Annotated in this window: 23 protein-coding genes, 1 tRNA gene and 1 riboswitch; of the genes, 8 read left to right on the top strand and 16 right to left on the bottom strand. The window is 71.8% G+C overall.

The genetic code is table 11. From position 1 onward, the window contains the following. Window positions 1-72: 72 nt before the first annotated feature. Entirely contained in the window at window positions 73-1713 is a 1641-nt protein-coding gene (locus tag ACF07B_RS24025) for an FAD-dependent monooxygenase (protein WP_392180434.1), read from the top strand. Here the strand turns inward: ACF07B_RS24025 and ACF07B_RS24020 are convergent, their stop codons facing one another. Further along, window positions 1714-2166 carry a flavodoxin family protein gene (locus tag ACF07B_RS24020; protein WP_362390743.1) on the bottom strand — a complete coding sequence of 151 codons (453 nt, stop codon included), beginning with the start codon at window positions 2164-2166 and terminating at the stop codon, window positions 1714-1716. On the opposite strand from ACF07B_RS24020, the gene ACF07B_RS24015 reads away from it, so the two are divergent. Beyond that, a complete protein-coding gene (locus ACF07B_RS24015; protein WP_392180433.1) occupies window positions 2143-2373 on the top strand; it encodes a hypothetical protein in 231 nt (76 codons plus the stop codon). The two genes, ACF07B_RS24020 and ACF07B_RS24015, sit on opposite strands and share 24 nt — an antisense overlap. A gap of 12 nt (window positions 2374-2385) precedes the next feature. Here ACF07B_RS24015 and ACF07B_RS24010 read toward each other — a convergent pair whose 3' ends face one another. The 4 genes from ACF07B_RS24010 to ACF07B_RS23995 form a co-directional block, all read right to left on the bottom strand. After that, window positions 2386-2979, bottom strand: coding sequence for a uridine kinase (locus tag ACF07B_RS24010; RefSeq protein WP_392180432.1), 594 nt, complete (start codon window positions 2977-2979; stop codon window positions 2386-2388). Between the two features lie 143 nt (window positions 2980-3122). Further along, window positions 3123-3196, bottom strand: a tRNA-Met gene (locus ACF07B_RS24005). A 74-nt stretch (window positions 3197-3270) separates the two neighbouring features. Then, window positions 3271-3702: a hypothetical protein gene (locus ACF07B_RS24000; RefSeq protein WP_362390737.1), complete on the bottom strand. Its 432-nt coding sequence runs from the start codon at window positions 3700-3702 to the stop codon at window positions 3271-3273. A 256-nt stretch (window positions 3703-3958) separates the two neighbouring features. Next, complete coding sequence (locus tag ACF07B_RS23995) at window positions 3959-6034, bottom strand: DUF1996 domain-containing protein (protein WP_392180431.1); 2076 nt, start codon at window positions 6032-6034, stop codon at window positions 3959-3961. Window positions 6035-6401: 367 nt separating this feature from the next. Between ACF07B_RS23995 and ACF07B_RS23990 the strand changes: the two genes are divergently transcribed. Next, entirely contained in the window at window positions 6402-7631 is a 1230-nt protein-coding gene (locus tag ACF07B_RS23990; RefSeq protein WP_392180430.1) for a PP2C family protein-serine/threonine phosphatase, read from the top strand. A gap of 66 nt (window positions 7632-7697) precedes the next feature. Here ACF07B_RS23990 and ACF07B_RS23985 read toward each other — a convergent pair whose 3' ends face one another. The 4 genes from ACF07B_RS23985 to ACF07B_RS23970 all read right to left on the bottom strand — a co-directional run bounded on the left by ACF07B_RS23985 (window position 7698) and on the right by ACF07B_RS23970 (window position 11397). Beyond that, window positions 7698-8390, bottom strand: coding sequence for a hypothetical protein (locus tag ACF07B_RS23985; RefSeq protein ID WP_392180429.1), 693 nt, complete (start codon window positions 8388-8390; stop codon window positions 7698-7700). A 230-nt stretch (window positions 8391-8620) separates the two neighbouring features. Then, window positions 8621-9547, bottom strand: a complete 927-nt coding sequence (locus ACF07B_RS23980) for a hypothetical protein (protein WP_392180428.1) — start codon at window positions 9545-9547, stop codon at window positions 8621-8623. 59 nt (window positions 9548-9606) lie between these two features. Beyond that, the gene (locus ACF07B_RS23975; RefSeq protein ID WP_392180427.1) at window positions 9607-10782 is read right to left on the bottom strand and encodes a DUF2306 domain-containing protein; all 1176 of its coding nucleotides are present in this window, start codon (window positions 10780-10782) and stop codon (window positions 9607-9609) included. 84 nt (window positions 10783-10866) lie between these two features. Beyond that, window positions 10867-11397 carry a PadR family transcriptional regulator gene (locus tag ACF07B_RS23970; protein WP_369481484.1) on the bottom strand — a complete coding sequence of 177 codons (531 nt, stop codon included), beginning with the start codon at window positions 11395-11397 and terminating at the stop codon, window positions 10867-10869. A 178-nt stretch (window positions 11398-11575) separates the two neighbouring features. Here ACF07B_RS23970 and ACF07B_RS23965 point away from each other — a divergent pair, with 178 nt between their 5' ends. Further along, on the top strand, window positions 11576-11893 hold the full coding sequence (locus ACF07B_RS23965) for a hypothetical protein (protein ID WP_392180426.1): 318 nt from the start codon (window positions 11576-11578) through the stop codon (window positions 11891-11893). Between the two features lie 94 nt (window positions 11894-11987). Here the strand turns inward: ACF07B_RS23965 and ACF07B_RS23960 are convergent, their stop codons facing one another. Next, the gene (locus ACF07B_RS23960; protein WP_392180425.1) at window positions 11988-13865 is read right to left on the bottom strand and encodes an NlpC/P60 family protein; all 1878 of its coding nucleotides are present in this window, start codon (window positions 13863-13865) and stop codon (window positions 11988-11990) included. 7 nt (window positions 13866-13872) lie between these two features. After that, window positions 13873-14044: riboswitch (cyclic di-AMP (ydaO/yuaA leader) on the bottom strand. 499 nt (window positions 14045-14543) lie between these two features. Here ACF07B_RS23960 and ACF07B_RS23955 point away from each other — a divergent pair. Beyond that, window positions 14544-14774 (top strand): hypothetical protein, encoded by a 231-nt coding sequence (locus ACF07B_RS23955; protein WP_392180424.1) that lies wholly within the window; start codon window positions 14544-14546, stop codon window positions 14772-14774. A gap of 10 nt (window positions 14775-14784) precedes the next feature. Here ACF07B_RS23955 and ACF07B_RS23950 read toward each other — a convergent pair whose 3' ends face one another. The 3 genes from ACF07B_RS23950 to ACF07B_RS23940 form a co-directional block, all read right to left on the bottom strand. Then, entirely contained in the window at window positions 14785-15513 is a 729-nt protein-coding gene (locus ACF07B_RS23950; protein ID WP_392180423.1) for an alpha/beta hydrolase, read from the bottom strand. Window positions 15514-16039: 526 nt separating this feature from the next. Then, window positions 16040-16744, bottom strand: coding sequence for a beta-glucanase (locus ACF07B_RS23945; RefSeq protein ID WP_392180422.1), 705 nt, complete (start codon window positions 16742-16744; stop codon window positions 16040-16042). Window positions 16745-16996: 252 nt separating this feature from the next. After that, window positions 16997-17371, bottom strand: a complete 375-nt coding sequence (locus ACF07B_RS23940) for a VOC family protein (RefSeq protein ID WP_362390711.1) — start codon at window positions 17369-17371, stop codon at window positions 16997-16999. 229 nt (window positions 17372-17600) lie between these two features. Between ACF07B_RS23940 and ACF07B_RS23935 the strand changes: the two genes are divergently transcribed. After that, complete coding sequence (locus ACF07B_RS23935; RefSeq protein WP_392180421.1) at window positions 17601-18194, top strand: DinB family protein; 594 nt, start codon at window positions 17601-17603, stop codon at window positions 18192-18194. Between the two features lie 33 nt (window positions 18195-18227). Here ACF07B_RS23935 and ACF07B_RS23930 read toward each other — a convergent pair whose 3' ends face one another. Together ACF07B_RS23930 and ACF07B_RS23925 are read right to left on the bottom strand one after the other, a co-directional pair. Continuing rightward, entirely contained in the window at window positions 18228-18791 is a 564-nt protein-coding gene (locus ACF07B_RS23930) for an exonuclease domain-containing protein (protein WP_392180420.1), read from the bottom strand. 119 nt (window positions 18792-18910) lie between these two features. Next, window positions 18911-19366, bottom strand: coding sequence for a MarR family winged helix-turn-helix transcriptional regulator (locus ACF07B_RS23925; RefSeq protein ID WP_369481477.1), 456 nt, complete (start codon window positions 19364-19366; stop codon window positions 18911-18913). Window positions 19367-19551: 185 nt separating this feature from the next. Between ACF07B_RS23925 and ACF07B_RS23920 the strand changes: the two genes are divergently transcribed. Then, window positions 19552-21006, top strand: coding sequence for an MFS transporter (locus ACF07B_RS23920; protein WP_392180419.1), 1455 nt, complete (start codon window positions 19552-19554; stop codon window positions 21004-21006). A gap of 111 nt (window positions 21007-21117) precedes the next feature. Here the strand turns inward: ACF07B_RS23920 and ACF07B_RS23915 are convergent, their stop codons facing one another. After that, window positions 21118-21765 carry a GNAT family N-acetyltransferase gene (locus ACF07B_RS23915; protein ID WP_392180418.1) on the bottom strand — a complete coding sequence of 216 codons (648 nt, stop codon included), beginning with the start codon at window positions 21763-21765 and terminating at the stop codon, window positions 21118-21120. A 153-nt stretch (window positions 21766-21918) separates the two neighbouring features. Between ACF07B_RS23915 and ACF07B_RS23910 the strand changes: the two genes are divergently transcribed. After that, complete coding sequence (locus tag ACF07B_RS23910; RefSeq protein WP_392180417.1) at window positions 21919-24189, top strand: FUSC family protein; 2271 nt, start codon at window positions 21919-21921, stop codon at window positions 24187-24189. The last annotated feature ends 98 nt before the right edge of the window (window positions 24190-24287 follow it).

Genomic DNA, 24287 nt, shown 5'->3' with positions numbered 1-24287 from the left:
GAGTCCGGCCGCCGCGGGGCCACGATGGTGGGAGATCGACTCGACGCAGGGGGCTCACCCAGGGAGGCTCCCGTGGCCCACACCTTCGGAACCGACGTCGTCGTGGCGGGTGCGGGCCCGGTGGGTCTGACGGCGGCCGCGGCACTGCGCGGGCGCGGGGTCCGCTGCCGGATCGTCGACCGGCTTCCGGCTCGGCTCCCGTACGCGAAGGCGGTGGGCATCCAGCCGCGCACGCTGGAGATCTGGGACCACATGGGGCTCACCCGCACGGTTCTGGAGGCGGCGGCCCCGATGTACGGGCAGTTCGCCTACGTCAACGGCACCGAACAGGCCCGGATCGACCTCGTCCTGCCGCCCGAGGTGCCGTACGGCTTCGCCGCCCTGCCGCAGTACGAGACCGAGCGCATCCTCGACGCGTGTCTCGCACGGTTCGGTACCGGGATCGAGCGGGGCACGGAACTGGTCGGTTTCAGCCAGGACTCCGACGGCGTGACGGTCGCCCTGCGTTCGGCGTCCGGAGCCGAGGAAGAGGTCAGGGCGCGCTATCTGGTGGGCTGCGACGGCGCGCACAGCATCGTGCGCAAGAAGCTCGGTCTCACCTTCGAGGGCAGCGCGTTCCCGGAGGAGTACATGCTCGGTGACGTGGAGGTGGACTGGGACCTGCCGCAGGGCTACGGGGTCCGGGCCATGCACCGCAACGGCGACGGCGCGGTGGACGACGTGCTGGTGTGCATCCCGTTGCCCGGCCGGAACCGGTACCGGATGTCGATGATGGTGCCGCCCGAGCTCTCCACGGCGGGGCGGAACGACGGGCCGGCCGACGGCGTCGTCCACGGCCTGGAGGGCGGTCACGCGCCCGCGCTCTCCGACATCCAGGCCGTACTGGACCGGCTGTCCCCGCGCCCCACGACCGCCTCCCGTCTGCGCTGGTCCTCGGTCTTCCGCATCAGCCACCGGATCGTCGACCGCTACGGCGACGGCCGGGTCTTCGTCGCGGGCGACGCGGCACACATCCACCCTCCGACCGGCGCCCAGGGCATGAACACGGGTGTCCAGGACGCCTGGAACCTGGCCTGGAAGCTGGCCCTCGCCGTCGAGGGCGGCGCGCACCATGATCTGACGGCGAGTTACGACGCCGAGCGGCGGCCCGTCGGCGAGGAAGTCGTCGAGCGCACGGTCCGCCACGCCACCCAGGGCGTGCAGGCCGACCCGGCCGACCCGGAGACCGTGATGCTGCGCGAGGCACAGCTCCTCGTCGGCTACCGCGGCAGCCCGCTCGTCGGCCCGGTCTCCGAGGGCCCCGGACCCCAGCCGGGCGACCGGGCGCCGGACTGCACCGGCCTCGCGGCGCACATCGCGGCCTTCCCGCTGCGGCTGTACGACCTCCTGCGCGATCGCGGGCACGTCCTGCTGGTGTACGGGGACGGCGAGCAGGGCGGTCAACTGGCCCAGGCGGCACGCGAGTTCTCCGGAGGACGGGTCGATGTCTGTGTGATCCGGCCCGCCGGCAGCACCACCGACACCTCGGGCCTGCCGGCGTACGTCGACACGCTCGGCGAGTTCGCCCGTCTCTACGGCGTCTCCGGCGGGACGACCGCCTTCCTGGTTCGCCCGGACGGATACATCGGCGCCCGCCTCTGTCCGCCGACGGCGGCGGAGCTGACGGCCCGCCTCGCCCGCACCTTCGCCCCGGCTGGGCCTCAACAGGGTTGATCAGTCCATCAGCTGGGCCGCGAGGGTCGCACCGAGCTCCCAGCACGCCTCGATGTCGGCCTTGCCCGGCTCGCCGGTCACCTTCACGGCCTCGGCCGCGCGGCGCCAACCGAGGCCCGTCGTCACGGACTCGATGCCGCGCACCGCCCCGGTGACGTCGTTTCCGCCGTGCACGTAGTAGCCGAAGGGGCGCGCGGCCGTCGTGTCCAGGCACGGGTAGTAGACCTGGTCGAAGAAATGCTTCAGCGCGCCCGACATGTAGCCGAGGTTGGCCGGGGTGCCGAGCAGATAGCCGTCGGCGGCCAGTACATCCGAGGCGGTCGCCTCCAGCGCGGCCCGCCTCACCACCCGGACGCCCTCGATCTCGGGCGCCGTCGCGCCGGAGAGCACGGCTTCGAACAGGGCCTGGCAGTTGGGCGAGGGCGTGTGATGCACGATCAGCAGAGTAGGCACACCCGCACCCTGCCGCGCCGCCCGCCGCCACCGCAAGCGCTGGGCAACGTCACCCGTGTCGACATCCTGCCCTTCCACAAGTTCGGCGCCGACCAATGGGCGGGACTGGGCATGGACTTCACCCTCGCCTCGACGCCCGTCCCGAGCGCCGCCCAGATCGCCGAAGCCCGTCCCGTCTTCGCCTCGTACGGCCTGTACGCGGTATGACCCGCTGAACCATCAGTGTCCGGGAACCACGAGATCCGCCCTCTCCCGGGGACACGTCGCGTCCAGGTAGTGCTCCTCGGCCAGCCGCCAGCGGGCCTCCCAGTCGATGGGGCCGTGGTCGTCACCGCGGGCCCGGAGGCGGCGCAGGGATTCCTCGGGCGGGGTGTCGACGTAGACGACCAGGTCGTAGTGGTCGGCGAGTTCGGGCCGGGCGGTGTAGGCACCCTCGACGAGGACGATGCCGTCGCAGGCGACGGAACAGACCTCGTCCGTCACCAGGGATCCGGTCGGCCAGTCGTAGCGCCGGTACGCGGCGTCATGGCCGGTGGCGAGCGGGGTGAGTACCTCGTCGCGCAGCCGCTGCCAGTCGAAGTAGCGGTCGTAGCCCTGGGCGGGGGTCAGTGCCGCGCGTTCGTCCGCGTCCATCGGACGGTAGAAGTCGTCTCCGTGCACGACCACGGCATCACCGAGCCGGGCGACGGCGGAGGCCAGGGTCGACTTGCCCGACCCGCCCATGCCGTCGACCGCGATCAGCACCAGTCCTTCGCCGGCGCGGGCGCGGGCGGCGGCCATGACGCGCTCCGCGACTGTTTCGATCTTCGTCATGCGGAGATTGTGTCGGCACGGGGCGCTCCGCCCGGGCCGAATGAGCGGCACTCGTAGGTTCCGACGACTCACGGGTCCGGGCGGCCGGGGAGCCATGACACGGCAGAGGGGCCGACATCGTGATGTCGGCCCCTCTGTCTTCGTAGCGGGGACAGGATTTGAACCTGCGACCTCTGGGTTATGAGCCCAGCGAGCTACCGAGCTGCTCCACCCCGCGTCGGTGAAATCAACTCTACGCCAGTTTCTCCGGACCCAGAACCATGATCACCCGCCGGCGGGCCGCGCGGGCTGTCACACGTCGGTGGGCAGACCGCTCACTTCGGCGATGCCGCGCAGCTCCTCGTCCTGACGGTGCCGCTCTCCGATGAAGTCGGCGATCTCTTTGCACCGCTCGGGGTCATCGGCCGTACCCGAATCCGTGACGACCCGGACGACACCGATCTCCTCGGTCTCCAGCTCGACGATCCGGTTGTCCAGACGTCCCGTGACGGCCACGGCGACCACGAGGGACGCCTCGTCACGGACCTCCTGCGGGACGCTCTCGGGTTCCGCGCCGTCGAGACACAGTTCGATCGATCCCACCCTCTCCTCCCTGATCGCTTCGAGTACGGGCTCGACCATGCGCAGCAAGAGCGCGTAGTCCGCCGGAGCCATACGCAGGCGGAGCATTTCGAGGTACAGGTCGAGGGGCCGGTCATCCGGTGCCTGCTCTGATGCGTCCATGGAGCTTCGCCTTCCCCAATGTGGACGACATGATCGCGTCTCCCACCAGCATGCTGCGAATCGGAGCACACCGCCGGTCGAGACGACCGCCCGGAACACGGCCGAGGGGGCTCGTGCCCTGTTCGCACAGGCCACGAGCCCCCTCAAACTCGTTGTCCGGAACTCGTCCGTCAGGACGCGTCCGGCGTGTTTCGTCCGTCAGGACTCATCCGCCAGGACCGGTCCGTCGGGACTCGCCCGTACCGGGCGGTCCGTGTCACCCGTAGGTGCGCCGGATCCGGTAGAGCACGAAGATGCCGGCGAGGACGAAGACGCCGCCGATCGCGCCCGGCCACAGGTTCGCCCCGGTCTCGGCGAGCCCGCCGGTTCCGACCGCCTGCGGCTCGATCCCCGATGTGGCCGACGGGTAGGACCCGGCCGCGGGTTCCGTCTGCGCGGGTGTCCCCACCTCGGCGCCCTGGCCGTCGTCCGCGGTCACATCGGACTTGGGCTCCACCGAGGCGGCGGGCGCGTCGTCCCCGGCCGGCTCGGTGGCCGGAGCTTCCTCCGTGGGCTCGTCGGCCTGACCGCCCCCGTTGTCACCGGAGCCCGGCTCGTCCTTGCCGTCGGACGGGTCGTCCGCGGTGGGCGCCGGCTCCTCCGAGGGATTCTCCGAAGGGTTCTCCGAGGGGTTCTCGGCGGGCTCCTCGGAGGGGTTCTCCGTGGGCTTCTCGGAGGGGTTCGGGTCCGCCTCCGACGGGTTGGGGGCCGCCTCGGAGGGGTCCGGCTCGGCGCTCTGCGACGGCTCGTCGGTGGCCGGCGGGTCCTCCTGCTGCCCGCCCCCGTCACCGGCGCCCGCGCCGCACTTCTTGCCGCTGTTGATGCAGTCGACCACGTTCTTCATGGTGCCTTCGTCGAAGACGTTGATGAAGTCGCCGTGGTCCGTGACCGGCTTGTGGAGGTTCTCCGGGAAGGAGTCCACCGCGAACAGCGGCGAGGTACGGCCGCCGTCCTGGAGGCTCGGCGCGTCGATGTCGTAGACGATGCGCTGCACCAGCTGCGGAATCGCCTTGAAGGCACCGGGGCAGTTGCCCTGCGCGTCGGCGAAGGCCACGTGGGTACGGTGGTTGGCGCTGTCGATGTTCGCGCCGTCCCAGCAGCTCTGGAACTTGAAGGTGCGCACCACGTCGCTGCCCTGCGGGCAGAGCGGGTACTTGTCCTTCAGCTGCCGGTCCTCGAAACCGGTGCAGCTCCAGGAGGCGTTGGCGTTCGCGGGGCCGTTGACGAAGGCCTTGGCGTCACCGGTGATGATGCGCAGCAGGCGCGGCATCTCCGTGACCTTGCTGCGCGGGTTGCCGACGAAGGTCAACGTGACCTGCTTGGGCGTGACGATCTTGCCGGCGTTGCCCTCGGTGCCGCCGCCGGGGGAACCCGCGTCGCGTTCCTGGGTTCCGTTCTGCAGGCGCACCACGGGCCAGTAGTACGAGGACTTGTCGCCCTTGTCCTGGCAGGAGGTGTCGGCCTTGGCCAGGTCGTCGTCACTGGCGAATGCCGTGTTGGACTGGTTGCCGATGTAGTCGTGGAAGTGGTGGGCGCCGTTGGTGACACCGGGAGCCACGATCACGTTGTCCGAGTTGAACAGGCCGTTGGCGTTCACTCCACAGCTGGAGACGAACTCGCCCCGGGAGGCGTCGGCCTGGGGCTGCGGGTTCGCCACGTTGGGCTGGACCGACTTGATGTCCGCGTAGTCGGCGGCCACCGGGCCGTTGCCGGCCGGTGCGGCGCCTCCCTGCTGGCCGCCCGGGTCCTGAGACGCGCCGGCGCTCGGTGACGCGCTGTTCTGGTCCTGCGGCGCGGCGCTCTGGCCCGTGTCCGCCCCGGTGCCGGGCTGGTTGCCGGAGGGGCGCAGTGTGCAGGCCGCGAAACCGTCGAGCCCGCTCGGCGGGTCGCCCGCGGCATCGATCGCGGCCACGATGCGGCCGATCGACGCGGACCGCTTCTCCTTCAGCGGATTCATGATCGCGTCGGCGCCGCTGTCGCCGTTCTGCTGCATCTGGTCGGCTTGCGCCTGGAGTTGGCGGTACGCCTCGGCGATCTGCTGGTCCAGGTCCGCGAGTTCCTTGTCGACGCCCTCCTTCGCGGCGTCCGGAACCGTCTTCAACTGTTCGCCGACGTCAGGGCAGTCGATGGTGGCGGACCCGGCGGACAGGACGTTCGCGTCCGTCGCGCCGGTCTCGCTCGCCGATGCGTAGACGTTGACTCCTACGAGTCCGCCTCCGCCCAGTATCAGTGCGATTGCTGCAGAGGTCGCGCGGCGTGCGCCCGTTGGGCGTCTGCGCGTGTTGCGTCCCAAGGTGGTGCTCCTACGCGTCGTGGTCGGCTCGGCATGGAAATCCCCCGGCCCTATACGCACGCGGGTCGCGTTGTGTTCAGCCGCCTCCAGAATTCACAGTGACCCCGTATGGAGCAACTGCCCCAGGGCGCTTCGGTGAAGGCCGGAGGACCCGCTCGCTCCCGGACGGACCGGGCGCCGGCGGGCGCGGCCCGCACACCCCTGCGGTTGCACCGGACGCGGACCGATGGCCTGATGGGAGCACTGCACCACAGGTACGCCCTGGACTGGGGCCCCGGTCATGGCCCGGGCCGGTGGAACAGGGCAGGGTGCTCCGCCGCGTTTCACCGTGGGCACGGCCAGGGCAGCGGCGTGAGGCGGTGAACCGGTGGCGGGAGCGGAGATCGACTTCGGCGGTGTCTTCCACGCGCTGCCCGGCATGGTCGCGCTGCTCACCCCGGACCTGGTCTTCGTGGACGCCAACGAGGACTACCTGAGCAACTCCGGGCGCTCCCGGGAGCAACTGGTCGGCCGGTACCTCTTCGACGTCTTTCCCGACCGTCCCGGCGACCCCGCGTCCACCGGGATGCGGAACCTGGAGGCGTCCCTGCGCCGGGTGGTGGAGTCCGGGGAGCGCGACACCATGGCCCTCCAGCGGTACGACGTGGAGTCGCTGGACCGGCCGGGTGTCTGGGAGGAGCGGTACTGGAGCCCGGTCAACGCCCCGGTGCTCCACGCGGACGGCACGGTGGCGCTGCTGGTCCACCGGGTGGAGGAGGTCACCGAACTCATCCGCGCCCGCGGCGGGCTCGCACCGGGTGACCGGACCCCGGTGCTGGAGGCCGAGCTGTACACGCGCGCCCGGGAGCTGCAGGAGGTGAACGAGCGCCTGCGGCGCGCCCACGCCCGTGAACGGGAGGTCGCCGTCGCGCTCCAGGACGCGCTGCTGCCCTCACCGAACCAGGTGGTGACGCACCATGCCGCGATGCGCTACCAGCCGGCCACGAGTTCCCTGAACGTGTGCGGGGACTGGTACGACCTGGTGGCACTGGACGGCGACCGGATGGCCATCGCGGTGGGCGATGTCGTGGGCCACGGTCTGTCCGCCGCCTGTGTCATGGGCCAGTTGCGCAGTGCCCTCAGTGCCGCGTCCCGGGCCGCCCCCGGTCCCGCGCGCGCACTCGAGGTGCTCGGGCTGTACGCGCGTTCCGTCGAGGGCGCCGAGTCCACCACGGCGGTGACGGCCTGGATCGACTGGGAGAGCAACACGATCACGTACAGCAGCGCGGGACATCCTCCGCCGGCTCTCCTGCGCGGCGACGGGAGAGTGGAGTTCCTGGACGGGGCGACCGACCCGCCGCTGGGAGCCCGGCCGGAGCACGTGGAGCGCCCCGAGGCCGAGACGGACTTCGTCGCGGGCGACACCCTGGTCCTGTACACCGACGGTCTGATCGAGCGGCGTACCGAGGACATCGACGTGGGCCTCGGACGGCTCGCCGCCGCGCTGACCCACCACCGGGGGGCCGAGCCCGAGGTCCTCGCCGACGCGCTGCTGTCGGACCTGCTCCCGCCCGGCGGGGTCACGGACGACACGGCGCTGGTGATCCTCCCGCTGTGAGCCCGCCCGGTGAGGGACGGTTCCAGGCCCCGACGGCCGCCCCACGGCGGTGGCCGCCGGACGGCGTCAGCCGGTGGGGGCCACCGGGGTGAGCCGGTGGGAGCGGACGACCGCGAGCACGCAGGCGGCGAGGAGGGCCGCGGCCAGGGCGGCCAGGGCGCGCAGCGGCCCCGTCGGCACCGGTCCCGCGGCCAGGGCGCGTGGCGGCATCCGTCCCTCGGGGTCGTAGACGACGGCGAGCACGTCCCCCGGCCGGGTCGTCCGCCCGCATCCGCGCCCCACGCGGACCTTGAGCGGGGCGCCGTCCCGGGCGACCACCGAGCACAGGTAGCGGGTGCGGCCCTCGCCCTCCTTCCCGCCGCCGTCGACGGATGTGACGATCATGGGTGCCACCCGCTCGCCGTCCGCCGGCACCACGTCCGCCGCGGCCTGCGGGGCCTGGAGGGCGAGACACACGCCGAGGGCCGCGACGATGCCGACCAGCGCCCGCCCAGCCCGCTGGAGAACCAGGTGCAGGACGAGGATCCCGGCGCACCCGAGTCCCGCCTCACCGCTGGCCAGTACCGGCACTCCGGTCCGGTCTCCCAGGACTCCGGCGCCGACGATCGATCCGACACCGAGTACCCCGGCGACGATGCCCTCCCCCATCAGCCACCGGGGCGGCCATCCGACGAACTCCGCGGGCCCCCACACCGTGCTCCGCACGTACGCCGTCAGGTCCGGCTCCTGGACGGGCCCAGGACGACGCCACCCGCGCATACGCGTACCACCCCCGGCAACGTTCCTCGTCGGTCGACGCCTCGTATCCTGCCGTCCGGGCGGGCACCGCGGCCCTGCCCCGGTCCGGAACAGATGGCGTGGACAACGTTTCCGGGAGTCGGCAGCGAGGGTCCGGGAAGATCCGGCCGGAACCGCCCGGGAGCGAAGACGATCCGGGCATCCTGGTGACAGTGCGTCAAATAGGCCGATTCCGTGCGCAGTCGGCTTCCTCAGCCCTCGGTGGCGGGGTTCCGCGGGGGTCGCACCGCCGAGGACCGCGCCAGCAGGACGCGCCCGCTGAGACCGGCCAGCAGGAGCCCGGCCACCATGGGCACGAGGCAGAGGGCAGGACCCGAGGACCAGTCGACGGTGGCGGCGCGGCAGGCCAGCACGACGCTCACGGCGACCGCGGTCCCGGGCAGGGCGATCAGCGCCGGGCCCGTACGGCCGAGGTCGTCCTCGGCGAGAGCGCCGAGGACGCCGACACCGAGGGCCAGCGCCCAGACCCCGAGCGCCTGCGCGTCGGGGCGGTCGACGCTCCACGGCACGAAGCCGGCCCAGAAGCCGGGCCGGACGAGCAGGCCCGTGCCGATACCGAGCCACGCCGAACCGAGCACGGCCAGCGCCGGTTTCGACCAGCCGGGCAGCGGCGCACCGCGCGGGCCGGGCGGCCGGGCGGGGGCGAGGTACTGCCAGGCCAGCGCGATCAGGGCGCACACGCACAGGGCGCCGAGCACGAAGAGCCAGCCGAGGCTGAACAGCACCGGGACGATGGAGCCGCCCCGGGCGATGTACAGCTGCCCCGCGTTGAGCAGGCTCACGCCGAACAGCCCGACCAGGACGACGGCCAGCGGGTGGACGAGTGAGCGGACCTCGTGCCAGGCGCGGGCCCGGCTCACCGCGAAGAGTCCGGGCGCGGTGCCGAGCATGGCCGCGCCGATCAGTCCTGGAGTGATCGACTCGGGGGAGCGCCACGCACCGAAGACGTGTCCGGTGAGGGCCACGGCCGCCAGCAGACCGCCGACCAGGACGCTGACCACGGCGACCGCGGTGGCCAGCATCGCCACTCCGGCGGTCAGCGGCCTTCCGCCCGCCGCGAGGGGCCTCGGCTGCCCGGAGACGTCGTCGGTCCGGGTCGGGTCGGATGCGTTCGGCATGGGGATTCCGTTTCCGGACGTAGGGCGCCACGGAGTGGACGCGTCGGGGGCGAGGAGGGTTACGAGACCGGTGCGGAGAGACGGGTGACCGAACCGGGGGCGGGCGCGGCCCTCTTGAGGACCTCACGTGCGTACATGACGCGCACGCTCACCGTCAGGGTCGCCGTGAACGCCATCGCGCCGCAGCCGATCGCCGCCCCGGCGGCCAGTGCGGTGAGCCCGTCGAGCCCCAGCGACCGTTCGAAGAGCGGAGCGGCCCCGGCCGACAGCACCGGCGCCAGACACAGGGCCACCCAGTGCAGGCGCCATTCCTCGCGCGCCCAGAGGCGGCCCTCCCGCCCGGCGCGCCTCGCGCGCAGGGCCATCACCGCGTACGTGACGGCGTACGGCAGGAGATAGGCGAGCAGGAGCCGCCTCCCCTGCGCCCCGTGGTCGAGCAGGGCGCGCGCGATCCAGGTCAGCGCGGCCGCTCCGGCCAGGTGCGCGAGGGCCAGGACGGGCAGCGGGGCCCACGACCCGGACACCCCCGCGACGTTCGCGCGCCGGTCGAGGGAACGCGAGGCGATCAGGGCGCCGATCGCGACGACGGAGCCCAGGTGCATGGTGGCCAGCTGGTTGATCCCGGCCATGGACAGTCCCGGCAGGATCAGCGGCAGGCCACCCCACTCGAACCGGAGCAGCGGGGCGGTCAGCAGGAAGCCGTAGCACAGCAGCATCCAGCGCTGGTGCAGGTCGGGGAACCCGCCGACGGCGGCTAGCACTCCGAACGTCACGCTCATCACGGTGCCCACCAGGATGGTCGCGAGCACGATCCAGAAGGCGCCGCCGCTGAAGGCGTCCTCGGGGGCCGTGCGCACCAGGTACAGCCCGGCGCCCGCCATCGAGGCGTACACGGTGACCGCGAAGACCACTCCGAGCCCCCGGTGCAGCCGCGTGCGCCGTCGTACGGCGGTGAGCACCTGGGCGGGGCCCAGCAGCATCAGCACCCCACCGAGGACCGAGTGCACGATCATCGGCACGAGGCTGTGGCGGTACGGCCCGATCCGGGTGGCCAGCGCGTCGGCCACGTAGCGGGGCGAGACCACGTGGGCCAGGATCCACTCACCCAACGCCGGGGCGCCGGGGCGCGCGTAGGGCCACAGCTCGGTCATCGCGATCGGCGCGTAGCCCACGCAGACGGCGGACACGGCGATGACGGCGAGGCGGCGCCAGGTGGTGCCCGTCGGACGACGCACGACGACTCCCTGCTCGTGGCCGCGACCCGGCCATCGATAGTCTCGTTTGGACTATCGAGACGGTAGGGCCGTCCGCCGCCGCGGTCAACGGTCTGTCGTGTCCTCGTCCCGGCGCTGCACCCATTGCCAGAAGTCGATCATCATTCGCTCGTACCGGATTCCGAACTCCAGCGCGTCCCGCTGCCCGCGCGTCAGCAATTCCCCGACGGTCTCGGCGAGTTCCTCGTACTCGCCGAGCGTCCGGCGGTGCTCACCGAGCTGTACGGGGCCGAGCACGGTGGGCTCGCCACCGAACCACAGCTTGAGGATGCCGCGCTCACGAGCCTCCACCGGGACGAACGCGGGGTCGTCGAGCCAGCTCCGCAGGGCCGTCCTGCCCTGGTCCGTCAGGGTCAGCACCCTGCGGTTGCGGCCGCTCTCCTGCCGTACCTGGGACAGCATCCCCGCGTCGAGGAGACGGTCGCACTGCGCGTACACCTGCGCGTGCGGCACCGACCAGAAGGGCGCGACCGTCCGCGCCGCCTCCCCTTTCACGTCGTACGCGCTGGCCTCGCCCAGCTTGTCGATGATGCCGAGGACGAGATAGGAGGCGGTGGTCAACCGAGCGTCAGCCATGGGGGGACCGTATCGCCACACGATCACCGGGCGGCAGGCACCGCCGGGCACGCGCACCACGCGGCCGGCTCCACCCGACGCGAAGAAGATCCGGATGCCCGGCACAATGCGGGGTATACGGGCGATCACACAACCGACCGCACTTCAGGCCCACGCGCCGGCCGCACTAGGAGCCCCTGTGACCACCTACGTCATCACCGTTCCCGGGACGTTCGTCCACGGCCTGTCCGACACCTCCCGTGCCGACGTGGAGCGCAGGCTTCGCCCCCAGGACCCGCAGAACACGGACCTGGGCGAGAGCGAGGAACTGAGCCTGCTGTCCGTCGACGAGGACAACCGGTTCTCCGTCCGGCTGGAGGTCGAGGCGGCGGACCGGAGAGCTGCCGAGGCCGAAGCCGTGCGGCTCGTCTCCGGCGCACTCCTGTCCAGCGGCCTGTCCCCCGACGACGCCCCCCTGGGACCTGCCGCCGTCACGGGCATCGACAGCGAATTCTGACGGCGTGCCGTCGGGCCCCGTCCTCGCGGACGGGGGCACTGCACGAGCGGCCGGTATGCCCCGGACGGCGGTACGCCCCCGTCCGGACCGGAGCTCAGACCGGACGTACGACGCTGTGGATGGCCGCCTGCCCGGCGTACGCGACCGACTCCTCGGCGATCCGCGCTCCGGGACTCGGAGCGTGGACCATCATGCCGTCACCCACGTAGAGACCGACGTGACTCACGTTGGCGTGGAAGAAGACCAGGTCACCCGGCTGCATGGCGCCGAGGGCGACCGCCGGGCCGACCTGTGCCTGGTCCTGCGTCGCGCGGGGGAGCATGACCCCGGCACTCTTCCAGGACGCCTGCGTGAGCCCGGAGGGGTCGTACGAACCGGGTCCGGACGCTCCCCACACGCACGGTCTGCCGATCTGGGCACGGGCGAAGGCGACCGCCTCGGCGGCCCTGCTGTCGGGTCCGACGACCGGCGGGGCGGCGGGCGCGACAAGACTGTCGATACTGAACCCGGGGTTCGTGTCGACGGCCGCTGGAGCGGCGGGCCACGTCTGTCGCTCGCCGGCCGGCCGCAGCGCCTGACGCCAGGCGTCGTCGGCCGACGGAGGCGCCGGCGGGCCGGCCGGAGGAGCGGGGGCCGGCTGATACGCGACGGGACCCGGCGCCGGCTCGTACGCCGGAGGCTGCGGCACCGGCTCACTCACCGGAGGCATCGGAGCCGGCTGGTACCCGCTGGGCCGCGCCGGCGTCTCGTACGCGAGGGGCAGGAGCACCGACGTGTACTCGGAGGGCGGGGGCGGCGGCTCGTACCCGAGGGGCAGGAGCACCGACCGGTACTCACCGGTCGGCGGCGCCGCCTCGTACGCCCGGGGCATGGACCCCGTATCGAAGACCGCGGGCATGGGCTCCGGCCGGGGTGCCGCGGGCTGGGGCGTCGGCTCGTACGGGGCGGGCTGGGGCGCCGCCTGGAACACGGGTGCCTGAGCGGCCGCCGGGAACGAGCCGGTCTGACCGACCAAAGGGAAGGATCCCGTCTGACCCACCGAGGGGAAGGATCCGGTCTGACCGACCGACGGGAAGGACCCCGCCTGGCCGACCGACGGGAACGAACCCGTCTGACCCACCGACGGGAAGGATCCGGTCTGGCCGACCGACGGGAACGAACCCGTCTGACCCACCGACGGGAAGGATCCGGTCTGGCCCACCGACGGGAAGGATCCGGTCTGGCCCACCGACGGGAACGAACCCGTCTGACCCACCGACGGGTAGGACGGGAGCTGGGGTTCCTCCACCGGCCGGTACTCGATCGCCGGAACCTGCGCGACGGGCATGCTCTGCCGTGCCGCGTGCCGCGCCATCAGCTCCTGCGCGGCGGCGAGCTTGCGCCGGGCCGTCTGCTTCTTGACGTGCAGCGAGGGCTTCGGTGAGGCGGCTTCCGGAACGGACCCCGCGGGAAGCGCCGCACGGCCCGCCGTGTCGGCTCCGGGCGCCGGGGCGCTACCGGCCGCCGGACCCGCGGTCAACTCCAGGACGGGGCGCGCGGCCGGCTCCGAAGCCGGACCGGCGGTCAGCTCCCGCATCGGGGCCGCGGTCAACTCGGCGACGGGCCGCACGATCTGCTCCAGCTGATACACCGTCGGAAGCTCCGCCGAGGGCCCCCTGGCACCCTTCGCGCCCTCCCTCGGACGGGCACTCTCGCCGCCGCGCGCCTGCTGCCTGTCGGCCGGAAGGATGGCGGGAGCCGAGGGTCCGAACCGGGAGCGTGCCCCGTCGTACAACTGCCGCATCAGATCTTCCTGGGCGGGATCGGAAACCTCGCCCCCCTGCCCGGCACCGCGTCGGCCCGGCCTGCGGGTGGAGTTCGCCAGGGCGCGGGTCCCGTTGAAGTTGCCGCTGGCGAGCTCCGCCTGGTCGTAGAGGGACGAGAGCCGTCGGGCGACTTCTTCGCCGCTGGGCGGGGTGCGTTCCGGCGCCATGGAGTAGTACTCCTTCCGTCGTCCGCCTACCGGGTTAGCTGTCGGGTTCGGGCGGACGATTCCGGAAGGTATGCCCTACGACCCCTGCCCCGAAAGGCAGTTGGCCGATTCACCCCAGGTTCGGTGGGTCCCCGGCTCCAGCCGCCACGGGGACGGGCAGGACTCGGCGGAGGCCGCACCGCCCGGCGAACTTCGCCGGAGGGAGTCGGGCGGCCCGGTCGCCAACTTAGCCATGTTGTGCACCGGATGTGAAGATCCACGTCCCAGATGTCCGATACATTTTCGTGACCTTCATCGCATCGCCTCGCAGCGCGACGGTGAGGACACGGGCCGTGCTCGAAAAGGCCGCTGAGCAAGGATGTTGGGCGACCTGGACCCGATGACCGTCCCGGCCCCGCCCCGGAATCCCGTTCGGCCGGCCCGCCCCGCTCCACTCCGATTCCCTTCCGACCACAGGGGAGTGACCCGTCCAGGTCCGCCGGTCAGCCGCCCAAGCGTCCCGGATGTGTCGAAAGCGTGCACAGAACTGGCGTTCCCTGGCATGTCGTTCGACATCGACGGCACCGTTTGGTCACACCTTGACCAGTTCTGGCCGAGCTGACCGGATCACCGCTGCGGCCACGCGCCGGCCGTACCGTCGAGCACGTCAGACCACGAGAGCGAGTCGAGGATCCCCACGTGCACGATGCGCCGATCTATGCCCAACTGATCTCCGAACGAGGCGACATACCGAGGCTCGTGCGAAGCGAGGCCCGTCGGCTGCAACGCGACTTCGAGTGGATCCTCAGCTGGGATCCGTCGACGGGCGCCCCGCTTCCCGCGTCCACCGCGCGGCCGGCGTCCGGCGGCCGCCGCTCCTTCTCCCCCACCCCGGATCCCGACGACCGGCTCGACACCCCGGCCCCCTGACGGCCGGCCGCTAGAGAACGTCGGGTTCGCCGCCCGGTCGTTCGGCGGGGAGCGGGTCGAGCCCGCCACCGATCCGGGTCACCAGAGCGGCGACCGTCGCACCCGTGGCCCTGTGCCAGGTCCGCGCGCGCCGGAGCATCGCGTGGTCACCGCCCTCGACCCGCACGGCGCTCGCGGAGGCACCCGCCTCCGCGGCCCGGCGGACGAGGGCGAACGACCCCGCGGGGTCGGTGACCCGGTCCCGGTCACCGTGCAGCACGATCACGCGCTTGTCCCGGAGGTGGGCCACCGGCTCACCCTCGGGGCACCAGGGCGCCAGCGCCACCACGGCCCGGACCTGAGGCGCGGCCGCGGCCCGCAGGGCGGCGCGCCCGCCCATCGAATGGCCCACGAGCACGACCGGCACCTCCCCCACCAGATCGGTGAGTTCGTCCAGAGCCCGCAGTACGTCGGCGAGGGGGTCGGCGTCCACGCCGTTCCACCCCCGGTAGCGGTAGCGCACCTGCCCGACGAAAGCGTTCTCGTCCGGCAGGGCTCTCGTCACGGAGCGCACGAACGGCCGCATCCGGGCGCGTGCCGCGTTCCACGGCCGCAGCGGGTCCTTGCTGTCGGCGGTCCCCCCGTGAAGGATCAGTACGGCGGCACGCACGGGACCCGCGTCCGGACGGGCGACGCGACACGGCCGCAGCGCCACGGAGGCGTCGGTCTCCCCGGACCGGGACACGTCATCGGCGGACATCCGCGCAGAACCTCGCATGACACCTCTCCACCTCGTGGCGCTCCCGCACGCCTCGCACCGAACCGTGAGGAGGAATCGTCTCACCGGCCACCGGCCACCGGCACTCGCCGCAAGCCACCGGACACCGCGCACCGCGCACCGCGCACCGCGCACCGGCTATTCGTAGCCGACGAAGCCAGGTATCAGCCCGTGTTCTCGGGCCGGACGCGGTACCCGTCGCGCCACTCCTGGTAAAGACGCCAGAGGCGTGCCGCCTGCCGGCAGCGTCCCGACTCCCGTTGGCACGTGCGGCAACTGCCGACGTGACTGACGTAGGCGGTCTCGGGGGCGTCCCGCCCCGGCTCCGGATTCGGCATGGCCCTCGGCACCTGTCGGCGCGACGCGCACCGGCGCGACGTCGCTTCTGATGCCGTGCTTCCGCTCCAAGGGCCTCGGCGGATGCACCTGCCGAGGATCGCCGTGCCCGGCCCGCGCCCTCGGTGGCCGGCGCGCGGCTTCCGGCTCCCGCCGACGGCCCTGATCGGTCTCAGTCGAGCAGGTCGGCGCCGTACTCCTCCGCCGCGGGGAAAGGCCTGCCGACCCGAGGTCTGCGGACCGTCAGCCGGGCCACCTCGAAGTCCATCTCGGAGGCCTCGGGAGGCGGCGGAGGGTGGTAACGCCCGGCGCACACGGACAGGTTGACAATGAGAGAGGCGTGCCAGGATCTGCCCACTCCGCGCCGGTCGTCGAAGACCCGGATCCCGTTGACCCACCACACGACCCGCTGGGCGCCGAACTCGACCATGAGGTCGACCCAGGCGCCGGGCTGAATGGCTTGGTTCCGGTAATAGCGGTGGGTGTTGCGTACGTGGTTGGACAGTTCCAGCAGGTCCGGGTTGTCGGGGTGGTACTCGAAGACGTCGATCTCCTGACCGCCGTCCCGCCACGTCCAGACGGCCGGCCAGGCCCCGGTCACCGTCGGCAGCTTGACCCGCGTCTCCAGCACGTCCCCCGTACGGACCATGAACCCGTCCGCGCTGCCCTCGGTGGTGAGCAGGCCGGTGTCCCAGTCACCGTCCGGGCGCCGAGTGGCCCGGAAACGGCCCGCCCGGCAGTAGGCGGGGTCGGTGACCAGATGGTCGAGTTTCCCGTCGTCCGGATTGACCGGACCACCGTCGGGATACGCCCAGGAACGGCCCGCGACCCATTGACGAGGCGAGGCGAAATCCGCCGTGAAGACGACATCGGACACGCGGCACTCCTCGATGACGGCGTTGCGCGTACTTCCAGGTTCTCCCCAAGCACCGGACATCCACGCGCCGTTCACGACAACCCGCCACAAAACAACCCATCGGGGTGAACCAGTCGTACTCCGGCGCACCGTGCCCTCGGATGACCGCGCCTCGCACCACGCTCGCCCCGCACGCGCCGCGCACGCCGCCCCGGTTCGGCCGGCTGCCTGGTCGGGCACCGCGTCCCGCGGGCCCGACCAGGCTCCGCCCGGCTACAGGTAGGGGCGGGTGATCAACTCGATGGCATGGCCGGCCGGGTCCTTGAAGTACACGCCTCGGCCGCCGTGTTCGGTGTTCGTCTCGCCCGAGCGCCGCATCTGGGGATCGGCCCAGTGCTCGATGCCGTCGTCACAGAGCCGCCGGTAGGCCCGGTCGAACAGCTCGTCGTCGATCAGGAACGCGTAGTGCTGCATCTGGATGTCCACCGGCGGCTCGGCGAACTGCAACAGCACGCCGTCCGTCAGCTGGATGTTGATGAAAGGACCCCAGGACGGCGCTTCCGGCAGTTCCAGCAGCTCCCGGAAGAAGCGTGCCGACTCGTGGCGGTCCTTGGCGGCGATGATGGTGTGATTGAACGTGACTGTCATTGACTGACCTCAGTAGTGCTCGGCACGGAAAAAGGACTCGCGGTGCACGAACACGGGGAGGTCCACGTGCCGGACTGAGACGGTGCCTTCGGCGCACCCAGGGGGCGATCAGCCCTCCACCGGATCGCCCATCCGTGTGTGGCTCGACGCCGGTCCGGTGTTCACGTGGGTGACGCTACTTGATCCGGTCGACCACGACAACGCCCCCCGGCGCGGCAGACTGAACGCCATGAATGCACCGGACCCCAAGGCCGACCTTCACCGCTATCTGCAGTCGGCTCGCGACGCCCTGATCTGGAAGCTCGACGGTCTCTCGGAGTACGACGTCCGCCGCCCGTTCACCCCCACCGGGACCAACCTGCTCGGCCTGGTGAAACACGTGGCCACGATCGAACTGGGTTACCTCGGCGACACCTGCGGACGGCCGTCCGGTGAACCGCTCCCCTGGCTGGAGCACGCCCACGAGACGAACGGGGACATGTGGGCCACCGCGGACGAGACACGCGAGTCCGTCGTGGGGCTCTACCGCCGGGCTTGGGCGCACGCGGACGCGACGATCGACGCGCTGCCGCTGGAGACGGCCGGCACGGTGCCGTGGTGGCCCGCCGGGAAGAACGAGGTGACCTTGCATCACGCGGTCGTCCGCGTGCTCGCCGACACCCAGCGGCACGCCGGGCACGCCGACATCATCCGCGAACTCATGGACGGCGCCGCCGGGATGAGCGAGGACAACGACAGCCTGATGCCGGGTGACGCGGCATGGTGGGAGGACTACCGGGCGCGGCTGGAGCAGGCGGCCCGGGACGCAGGCAAGAACGGCTGAGGCCGGGGCCGGCTCCACCGGTCGCCGAGGCCGTCACGCCTCCGGCCAGGCCCCGCGCCCCGCCAGGTCGAGGACGAGCGCGGCGATGTTCCACGCGTCGTCCTCGCCCCGGTGGTGCCGTCCCTCCAGGGGCAGTTCGGCCAGGCGGAGGGCCTGCGCCATCCCCGGCCGTTTCCGCAGCCCGTGCGCGTCGGTGAAGACCGCCTTGGCGTTGGTGTGCCGGCGGCCGAAGGGGTACGGAGCCGCCGTGGCGGCGCACTGGCGGGTGAACTGATGACGGTCGTAGTCACCCCAACTCGCCCACGGCCGCTCCCCCGTACGATGCCGGGCGGCCAACTCGCGGCAGGCCTCGGTGAATTCGAGTCCCTGCTCGACCTCGTCCGGCGTCAGCCCGGTGAGCTCGGTGCAGAAGGCGCTGACCGTCGACCGCGCGGGCCTCACCACAAGGCGGTGCTTCGCCAACCGAACGCCGTTGTCCAGGTCGACGACCGTCAGGCCGATCTCGATGATCTCGCTCACCGCTCCGGGCGGAGGCGGACCATCCCAGCAGGTCGCTTCGACATCGACGACGTTCAGCAGTCTCCCGGAGTTGTTCATGCGGGCGAGCGTAGAAGGCGGCGCGCCACCGCGTCGCCGGGTTTTCCGCCCGGCCCTGCCCGTCCGCAGAAGGACCTCGCCGTCAGGAGACCTCGGAGCGGCGACAGTCGGCCCTCAGGTCACGGGCGCGGCCAGGGACTTCCGCCGATGCGCTCGATGTCCGTGTTGAAACGCCGCAAGTAGGAGGCGAACGCGGCGATGTCCTCCTCCGGCCAGTCGGCCATGACGCGGTCCAGCGCGTCGATGAGCCCCTGTCGCTCCTGGTCCAGGAGCCGGGCCCCTTCGTCGGTGATCCGGAACTTGCGGGCCATGCCCCCGTCGGGGTCGGGGATGCGCTCGACGAGCCCGGCACGCATCGCCGCCGCGGTCTGCCGGTTGAGGGTGGAGGCGTCGAGCCCGAAGGCGTCACTCAGCTCACCGATCGACATCGGCCCCTGGATCCGGATACGGCTGAGCAGGATGTACGCACTGCGCTCCAGGACCCCGTCCTTGGTACGGCCGCCTCTGTGGTTCATCCATCCGTGGCGGCTGAGCAGCATCTGCTCGTACTCGACCTCGTGTGTGGGCCTGACCATCCGCCTGCCGCCTCCCGGTGTCACCTGAGCCGCGCGTCCCGCGCACATCGGTGCGGCCCGGCTTCATGGTCCCACACCCTCATGCACGGCCCACATCGCATGCATGAACCACACCACATGCGCGATACATAAGACATGTACGATGCACATCCCTTGCCCCGCAGACAGACCCGAGGAGTCCCCTGATGGACGCCCCCCAGCCTTCCGCCCGAGCGAGTGGCGTGGTCGCCACGCTCGCCTTCGCCGGCACCGTGGCGGCGATCATGCAGACGCTGGTCACCCCGCTCATCGCCGAGCTGCCCCAGATCCTGCACACCACGCCCGCGAACTCCGCCTGGGTCATCACCGTCACGCTGCTGGTCGCGGCGGTCTGCGTCCCGGTCTCCGGCCGGCTGGGCGACCTGGTGGGCAAGCGGCGGATGCTGCTCGCCTGCTCCGTCCCGCTCATCGTGGGCTCGGTCGTGTGCGCGCTCTCCTCGTCCGTCGTCCCGATGATCGTCGGACGAGGCCTCCAGGGCATGGGCATGGGCATCGTGCCGCTCGGCATCGCCCTGCTGCGTGACGTGGTGCCGACGGAGAAGCTGAGCTCCTCGATCGCGCTGGTCAGTGCTTCCATGGGCATCGGCGGCGGCCTCGGCCTGCCCATCGCCGCCGCGGTCGCCCAGTACACGAACTGGCGCGTCCTGTTCTGGGGCTCCGCCGTGCTCGCCGTGGCGATCGGAACGCTGATCTGGTTCCTCGTCCCCGACGTGCCCGCCAGCGCCAAGGGTCAGCGCTTCGACGCGCTCGGCGCCCTCGGCCTCGGCGCCGGCCTGGTCTGCCTGCTCCTCGGCGTCTCCAAGGGCGCCGACTGGGGCTGGGGTTCCGCGACGACACTCGGGCTGTTCGCCGCCGCCGCCGTGGTCCTGGTCGCCTGGGGCGCCTGGGAGCTGCGCACCACGGACCCACTGGTCGACCTGCGCACCACCGCGCGGCCCCGGGTCCTGCTCACCAACGTCGCCTCGATCTTCGTCGGCTTCAGCATGTACGCGAGCATGCTCATCATCCCGCAGCTGCTCCAGTTCCCCGAGGCCACCGGCTACGGCCTGGGCCAGTCGATGCTCGCGGCGGGCCTGTGGATGGCGCCCGGCGGCATCATGATGATGATCGTCTCCCCGCTCGGCGGGAAGCTGACGGACGCCCGCGGCCCGAAGTTCACGCTGGTCTGCGGTGTCCTCGTCGTCGCCCTCGGCTACGGGCTGTCGCTGGTTCTCATGGGCTCGGCCTGGGGTCTCATGCTGACCCTCATGGTCACCAGCAGCGGTATCGGACTCGCCTACGGCTCGATGCCGGCCCTGATCATGAGCTCGGTCCCGCTCTCCGAGACCGCCGCGGCCAACGGCTTCAACACGCTGATGCGCTCGCTGGGCACCTCCGTCGGCTCGGCCGTCGTCGGCGTCATCCTCGCCCAGATGACGACCAGCGCGGGCGGCTACACCTTCACCTCCGAGGGCGGCTTCCGCACCGGACTCATCGTCGGCGGATGTGTCGCCCTGGTGGCCTCGGCCATCGCCGCCGTGATCCCGGCCGTCCGCGCCACCGCCGGAGACGACAAGGCCGGCCGTACGGCCGCGCCGGACGCGGTCACGGCCGCCGGCTGACCTTCACGCACCACCCGCACCGGTTCCGACGGCCCCTGTCCGCCGGAACCGGTGCGCCCACGTTCCCTCGCGGGAGCGTCGGGCTCCGGATCTCCGGCCCGGAGCCGCCGGCTACCCGCCGTCGCCCGCCGCCGGCTCCTTCACGGCCGTCGACCTGCCCAGGTAGGTGAGGGGTCCCGGGTCGCCGACGGGAATCTCGTGGAAGCCGAGACGGTCGTAGAAGGCCCGCGCCGGCCGGTTCGCGGTGACCATGCCCAGGTGGACCGCCGGCACCCCGCGGTCGTGCAGTGCGGTGAGGAAGGTGTTCATCAGCGCGCTGCCGTGGCCGCGCCGCTGGAAGTCCGGCAGCAGGTCGATGTGCAGGTGCGCCGGATAGCCGTCGAGTTCGGGCAGGATCATGCGCTCGGGGGTGTGCAGCAGCCCGACCATCACCTCAGCGGGTGTGCTCGGCGGCGTCGTGGGCGCGGGATAGCGGTGCGCGACGCGCGGGATCCACGTGTCGCGGAACCGTGCGACGAACTTCGCGGTGTCGCCGGTGCCGACCACATAGCCGACGGCCCGCCCGCTCCCGTCGTCCAGGACGAAGGCCAGCTCGGGCTCCAGATGGCAGTAGGGCGCGGCGAAGAGCGTCGGCATCAGCTCCTCGTCGGGAAACCGGGCCCGCGAATCCCCGCCGTCGTCCGCGGTGCTCACGCACACGTCGGCGACGGCGTCATGGTCGGCGGGCCTGTAGGCGCGAATGAACGGCACTGGGTTCATGGACGGCATCCTGGCCTCTTGGGAGCGCTCCCACAAGAGGGGCCGCGCACGGCCGCCGCATCCAGGACCGCTGGGCGAGATCCGGCGCGGAACGCCGCATGGTGCCATGCTGAAGTACCGGATCATGACCTGGGAGCAGGGAACGACGGCAGCGTGAGTACTGTGACACGGCCGAACCGAGCGGCGATCTGGAACCGGTTCGTGGCTTCCGACCCGGGCCTGCTGCGGCTCATGGCCGGGCTGCGGACCGTCGGCGCGATCGCCCTCACTCTCGCCGTCCTCGGCCTGATGGGATCCGGTCCCAGCCGCATGGTGACCGGAGCCATGACCGCCATGGTCGCCACGTTCTCGATCAAGGAGAAGCATCGCGGCGAACAGGCCGTCACCCTGGCGCTCGGTCTGCCCGTGGCGGTCATGTCGATGTCACTGGGCGCGCTGCTGCGCGGTCATGCGGTCGCGAGCGACGCGTGCTTCGTCGCCCTGATCTTCGCCGCGGTCTACTGCCGCCGGTACGGAGACCGCGGTACGGCGCTCGGGCTGATCGCCTTCCAGATCTACTTCCTGTCCCTGTTCGGCGGAGCGACCTACTCCTCCCTTCCCGAACTCTGGGCGACGCTGGCCATCGGCTTCGCCTGCAGCGCCCTGGTGCGCTTCGCCGTCATCGCCGAGACGACCGAGCGGGTCCTGCGACGGCTGCGCAAGGCGTTCCGGGCTCGCGTGGCCCAGTTGGTGTCCGTCCAGATCGACCTTCTCGACGCCGGTCCCGACGACGTCGAGAAGGCCTTGGACGACGTACGGCTGCACACGGCGCGGCTGCACGAGAGCGCGATGATGATCCAGGACCGCCTGGACGAGGGAACCGCCGACGGCGCGACCGCCTCTCTGCTTCAGCGGCGGGTCGCCGAAGCAGAGATCGCCGCGGAACGGCTCGGCGTCCTCATCCTCACCGCGCGCAGCGCCGAACAGGCCGACACACTCGCCCTGCACCTGCCGCACGCGCCGCTGCCCGCGCCGGGAGACCGGCTACGGAAGCAGGACGACACCATCGCGACGCTGCACCGTGACCTCGAAGCGCTGCAGGTGCTCGTCGCGGGACCGGTCTCGGGTGAGCGCGGTGCCGGGGTGGCCCAGCTCCGCAACCGGCTGCTCGGCTACCGGGACGAGGCGAACCTGCCGCACGCCCCGGCGGCCGTGCAGGACGTCTTCCGCGGTATCGGCGAGGCGACGCGGGCGGCCCTCGGACTGCGGGTGGCGCTCGACGGCCCCCAGGACGAGTCCGACGACTCCCCCGAGACGAAGCGTTCCCGCGAGGAACTGGACGCCGAGGACGCCTCCATCGCCGCCGAGGAGGGCGAAGACGAGGAGCCGCACCCCACGGGACTGGACCGGCCGACGACCCGGGCGGCGGTACAGGTCTCGGTCGGGTCGACCCTGGCCATCGTCGGCGGGGAACTGCTCTCCCCGCAGCGGTGGTACTGGGCGGTGCTGACATGCTGGGTCGTCTTCCTGAACACGTCCTCGACCGGGGAGATCCTGGTGAAGGGCTATCGCCGGCTGCTGGGGACGATCCTCGGCGTGGTCGCGGGTGTCCTCCTGGCAGGCGTGGTGGGTGGCCACACCTGGACTGCGTTCGCGCTGGTCCTGCTGTTCATCTTCGCCATGTACTTCACCGCCCCCGTGTCGTACGTCCTGATGTCCTTCTTCGTGACGGCGATGCTGGGGCTGCTGTACACGGTGCTCAACACCTACAGCCCGTCAGTGCTCGTCCTGCGGATCGAGGAGACGGCGCTCGGCGCGATCTGCGGGATGGTCGCGGCCATCGTGGTCCTTCCGGTGCAGACCGACCGCCGTACGGACGAACTCCTCGCGGCCGTGCTCGTCCGGCTCGGGGACGTCAGCGGTGCGGCGGTGGAGCAGCTCAGCGGCGGTATCGCCCTCGATCTGCTGGGCAAGGCCCGCGAGCTGGACGCGGCCCTGGACAAACTGCGGGCCTCCACCAAACCGCTGACCCACCCCATCACTCCGTGGCGGGCCCGCCGTCAGACCGCCCGCTACATCGTCGCCCTGCTGGAGACGTGCGCCTATCACGCGCGGTCCCTCGCCGCGACGGCCGAACTCCTTCCGTACAGCAGATCGGTCGCGGCGGATCCCCGGCTCAAACTGGCGGGCCGCCGGATCGGCCACAACATCGACATCCTCGTCGCCCGGGTGGCGGCGGACGCCGGGGACGGTGTCGCGGAGACCGGGGCGAGCCTCGCCGCCATGCTGGAACCTGACACGCCGGACTCACCCCGCCACGACCGCGTCACGGGCCGGGTCCTGCGGCATCTCCAGCGTCTGGACGAAGGGGTGATCGGCCTGGCCCGCCCGCTGGGGGTGCGGATCTCGACGCCCGGCAAGAAGGCGGCCCGGAGCGTGGCGTAGGAGCCCCGGTGAGGAGTCGCGCGGCGGCCAGGGGACCGGCATGGCACGGTGGTCGTGACGCAGTCCGTCGCACGGCGGCGGGACGTGGTGCCCGCGGC

It is taken from the genome of Streptomyces sp. NPDC015532 (genome assembly GCF_043078065.1).
Taxonomy (GTDB): Bacteria; Actinomycetota; Actinomycetes; order Streptomycetales; family Streptomycetaceae; genus Streptomyces.
The sequence above is the reverse complement of the archived record's forward strand: the minus strand, read 5'-3'. Positions and strand labels throughout refer to the sequence as shown.

What these genes read in the sequence shown, in the direction of transcription:
- ACF07B_RS24015 (WP_392180433.1), top strand. Translation starts at nt 2,143, where the DNA reads ATGCACGATCAGCAGAGTAGGCACACCCGCACCCTGCCGCGCCGCCCG.
- ACF07B_RS24010 (WP_392180432.1), bottom strand. Translation starts at nt 2,979, where the DNA reads ATGACGAAGATCGAAACAGTCGCGGAGCGCGTCATGGCCGCCGCCCGC.
- ACF07B_RS24000 (WP_362390737.1), bottom strand. Translation starts at nt 3,702, where the DNA reads ATGGACGCATCAGAGCAGGCACCGGATGACCGGCCCCTCGACCTGTAC.
- ACF07B_RS23985 (WP_392180429.1), bottom strand. Translation starts at nt 8,390, where the DNA reads ATGCGCGGGTGGCGTCGTCCTGGGCCCGTCCAGGAGCCGGACCTGACG.
- ACF07B_RS23980 (WP_392180428.1), bottom strand. Translation starts at nt 9,547, where the DNA reads ATGCCGAACGCATCCGACCCGACCCGGACCGACGACGTCTCCGGGCAG.
- ACF07B_RS23970 (WP_369481484.1), bottom strand. Translation starts at nt 11,397, where the DNA reads ATGGCTGACGCTCGGTTGACCACCGCCTCCTATCTCGTCCTCGGCATC.
- ACF07B_RS23960 (WP_392180425.1), bottom strand. Translation starts at nt 13,865, where the DNA reads ATGGCGCCGGAACGCACCCCGCCCAGCGGCGAAGAAGTCGCCCGACGG.
- ACF07B_RS23950 (WP_392180423.1), bottom strand. Translation starts at nt 15,513, where the DNA reads ATGTCCGCCGATGACGTGTCCCGGTCCGGGGAGACCGACGCCTCCGTG.
- ACF07B_RS23940 (WP_362390711.1), bottom strand. Translation starts at nt 17,371, where the DNA reads ATGACAGTCACGTTCAATCACACCATCATCGCCGCCAAGGACCGCCAC.
- ACF07B_RS23935 (WP_392180421.1), top strand. Translation starts at nt 17,601, where the DNA reads ATGAATGCACCGGACCCCAAGGCCGACCTTCACCGCTATCTGCAGTCG.
- ACF07B_RS23930 (WP_392180420.1), bottom strand. Translation starts at nt 18,791, where the DNA reads ATGAACAACTCCGGGAGACTGCTGAACGTCGTCGATGTCGAAGCGACC.
- ACF07B_RS23925 (WP_369481477.1), bottom strand. Translation starts at nt 19,366, where the DNA reads ATGGTCAGGCCCACACACGAGGTCGAGTACGAGCAGATGCTGCTCAGC.
- ACF07B_RS23920 (WP_392180419.1), top strand. Translation starts at nt 19,552, where the DNA reads ATGGACGCCCCCCAGCCTTCCGCCCGAGCGAGTGGCGTGGTCGCCACG.
- ACF07B_RS23915 (WP_392180418.1), bottom strand. Translation starts at nt 21,765, where the DNA reads ATGAACCCAGTGCCGTTCATTCGCGCCTACAGGCCCGCCGACCATGAC.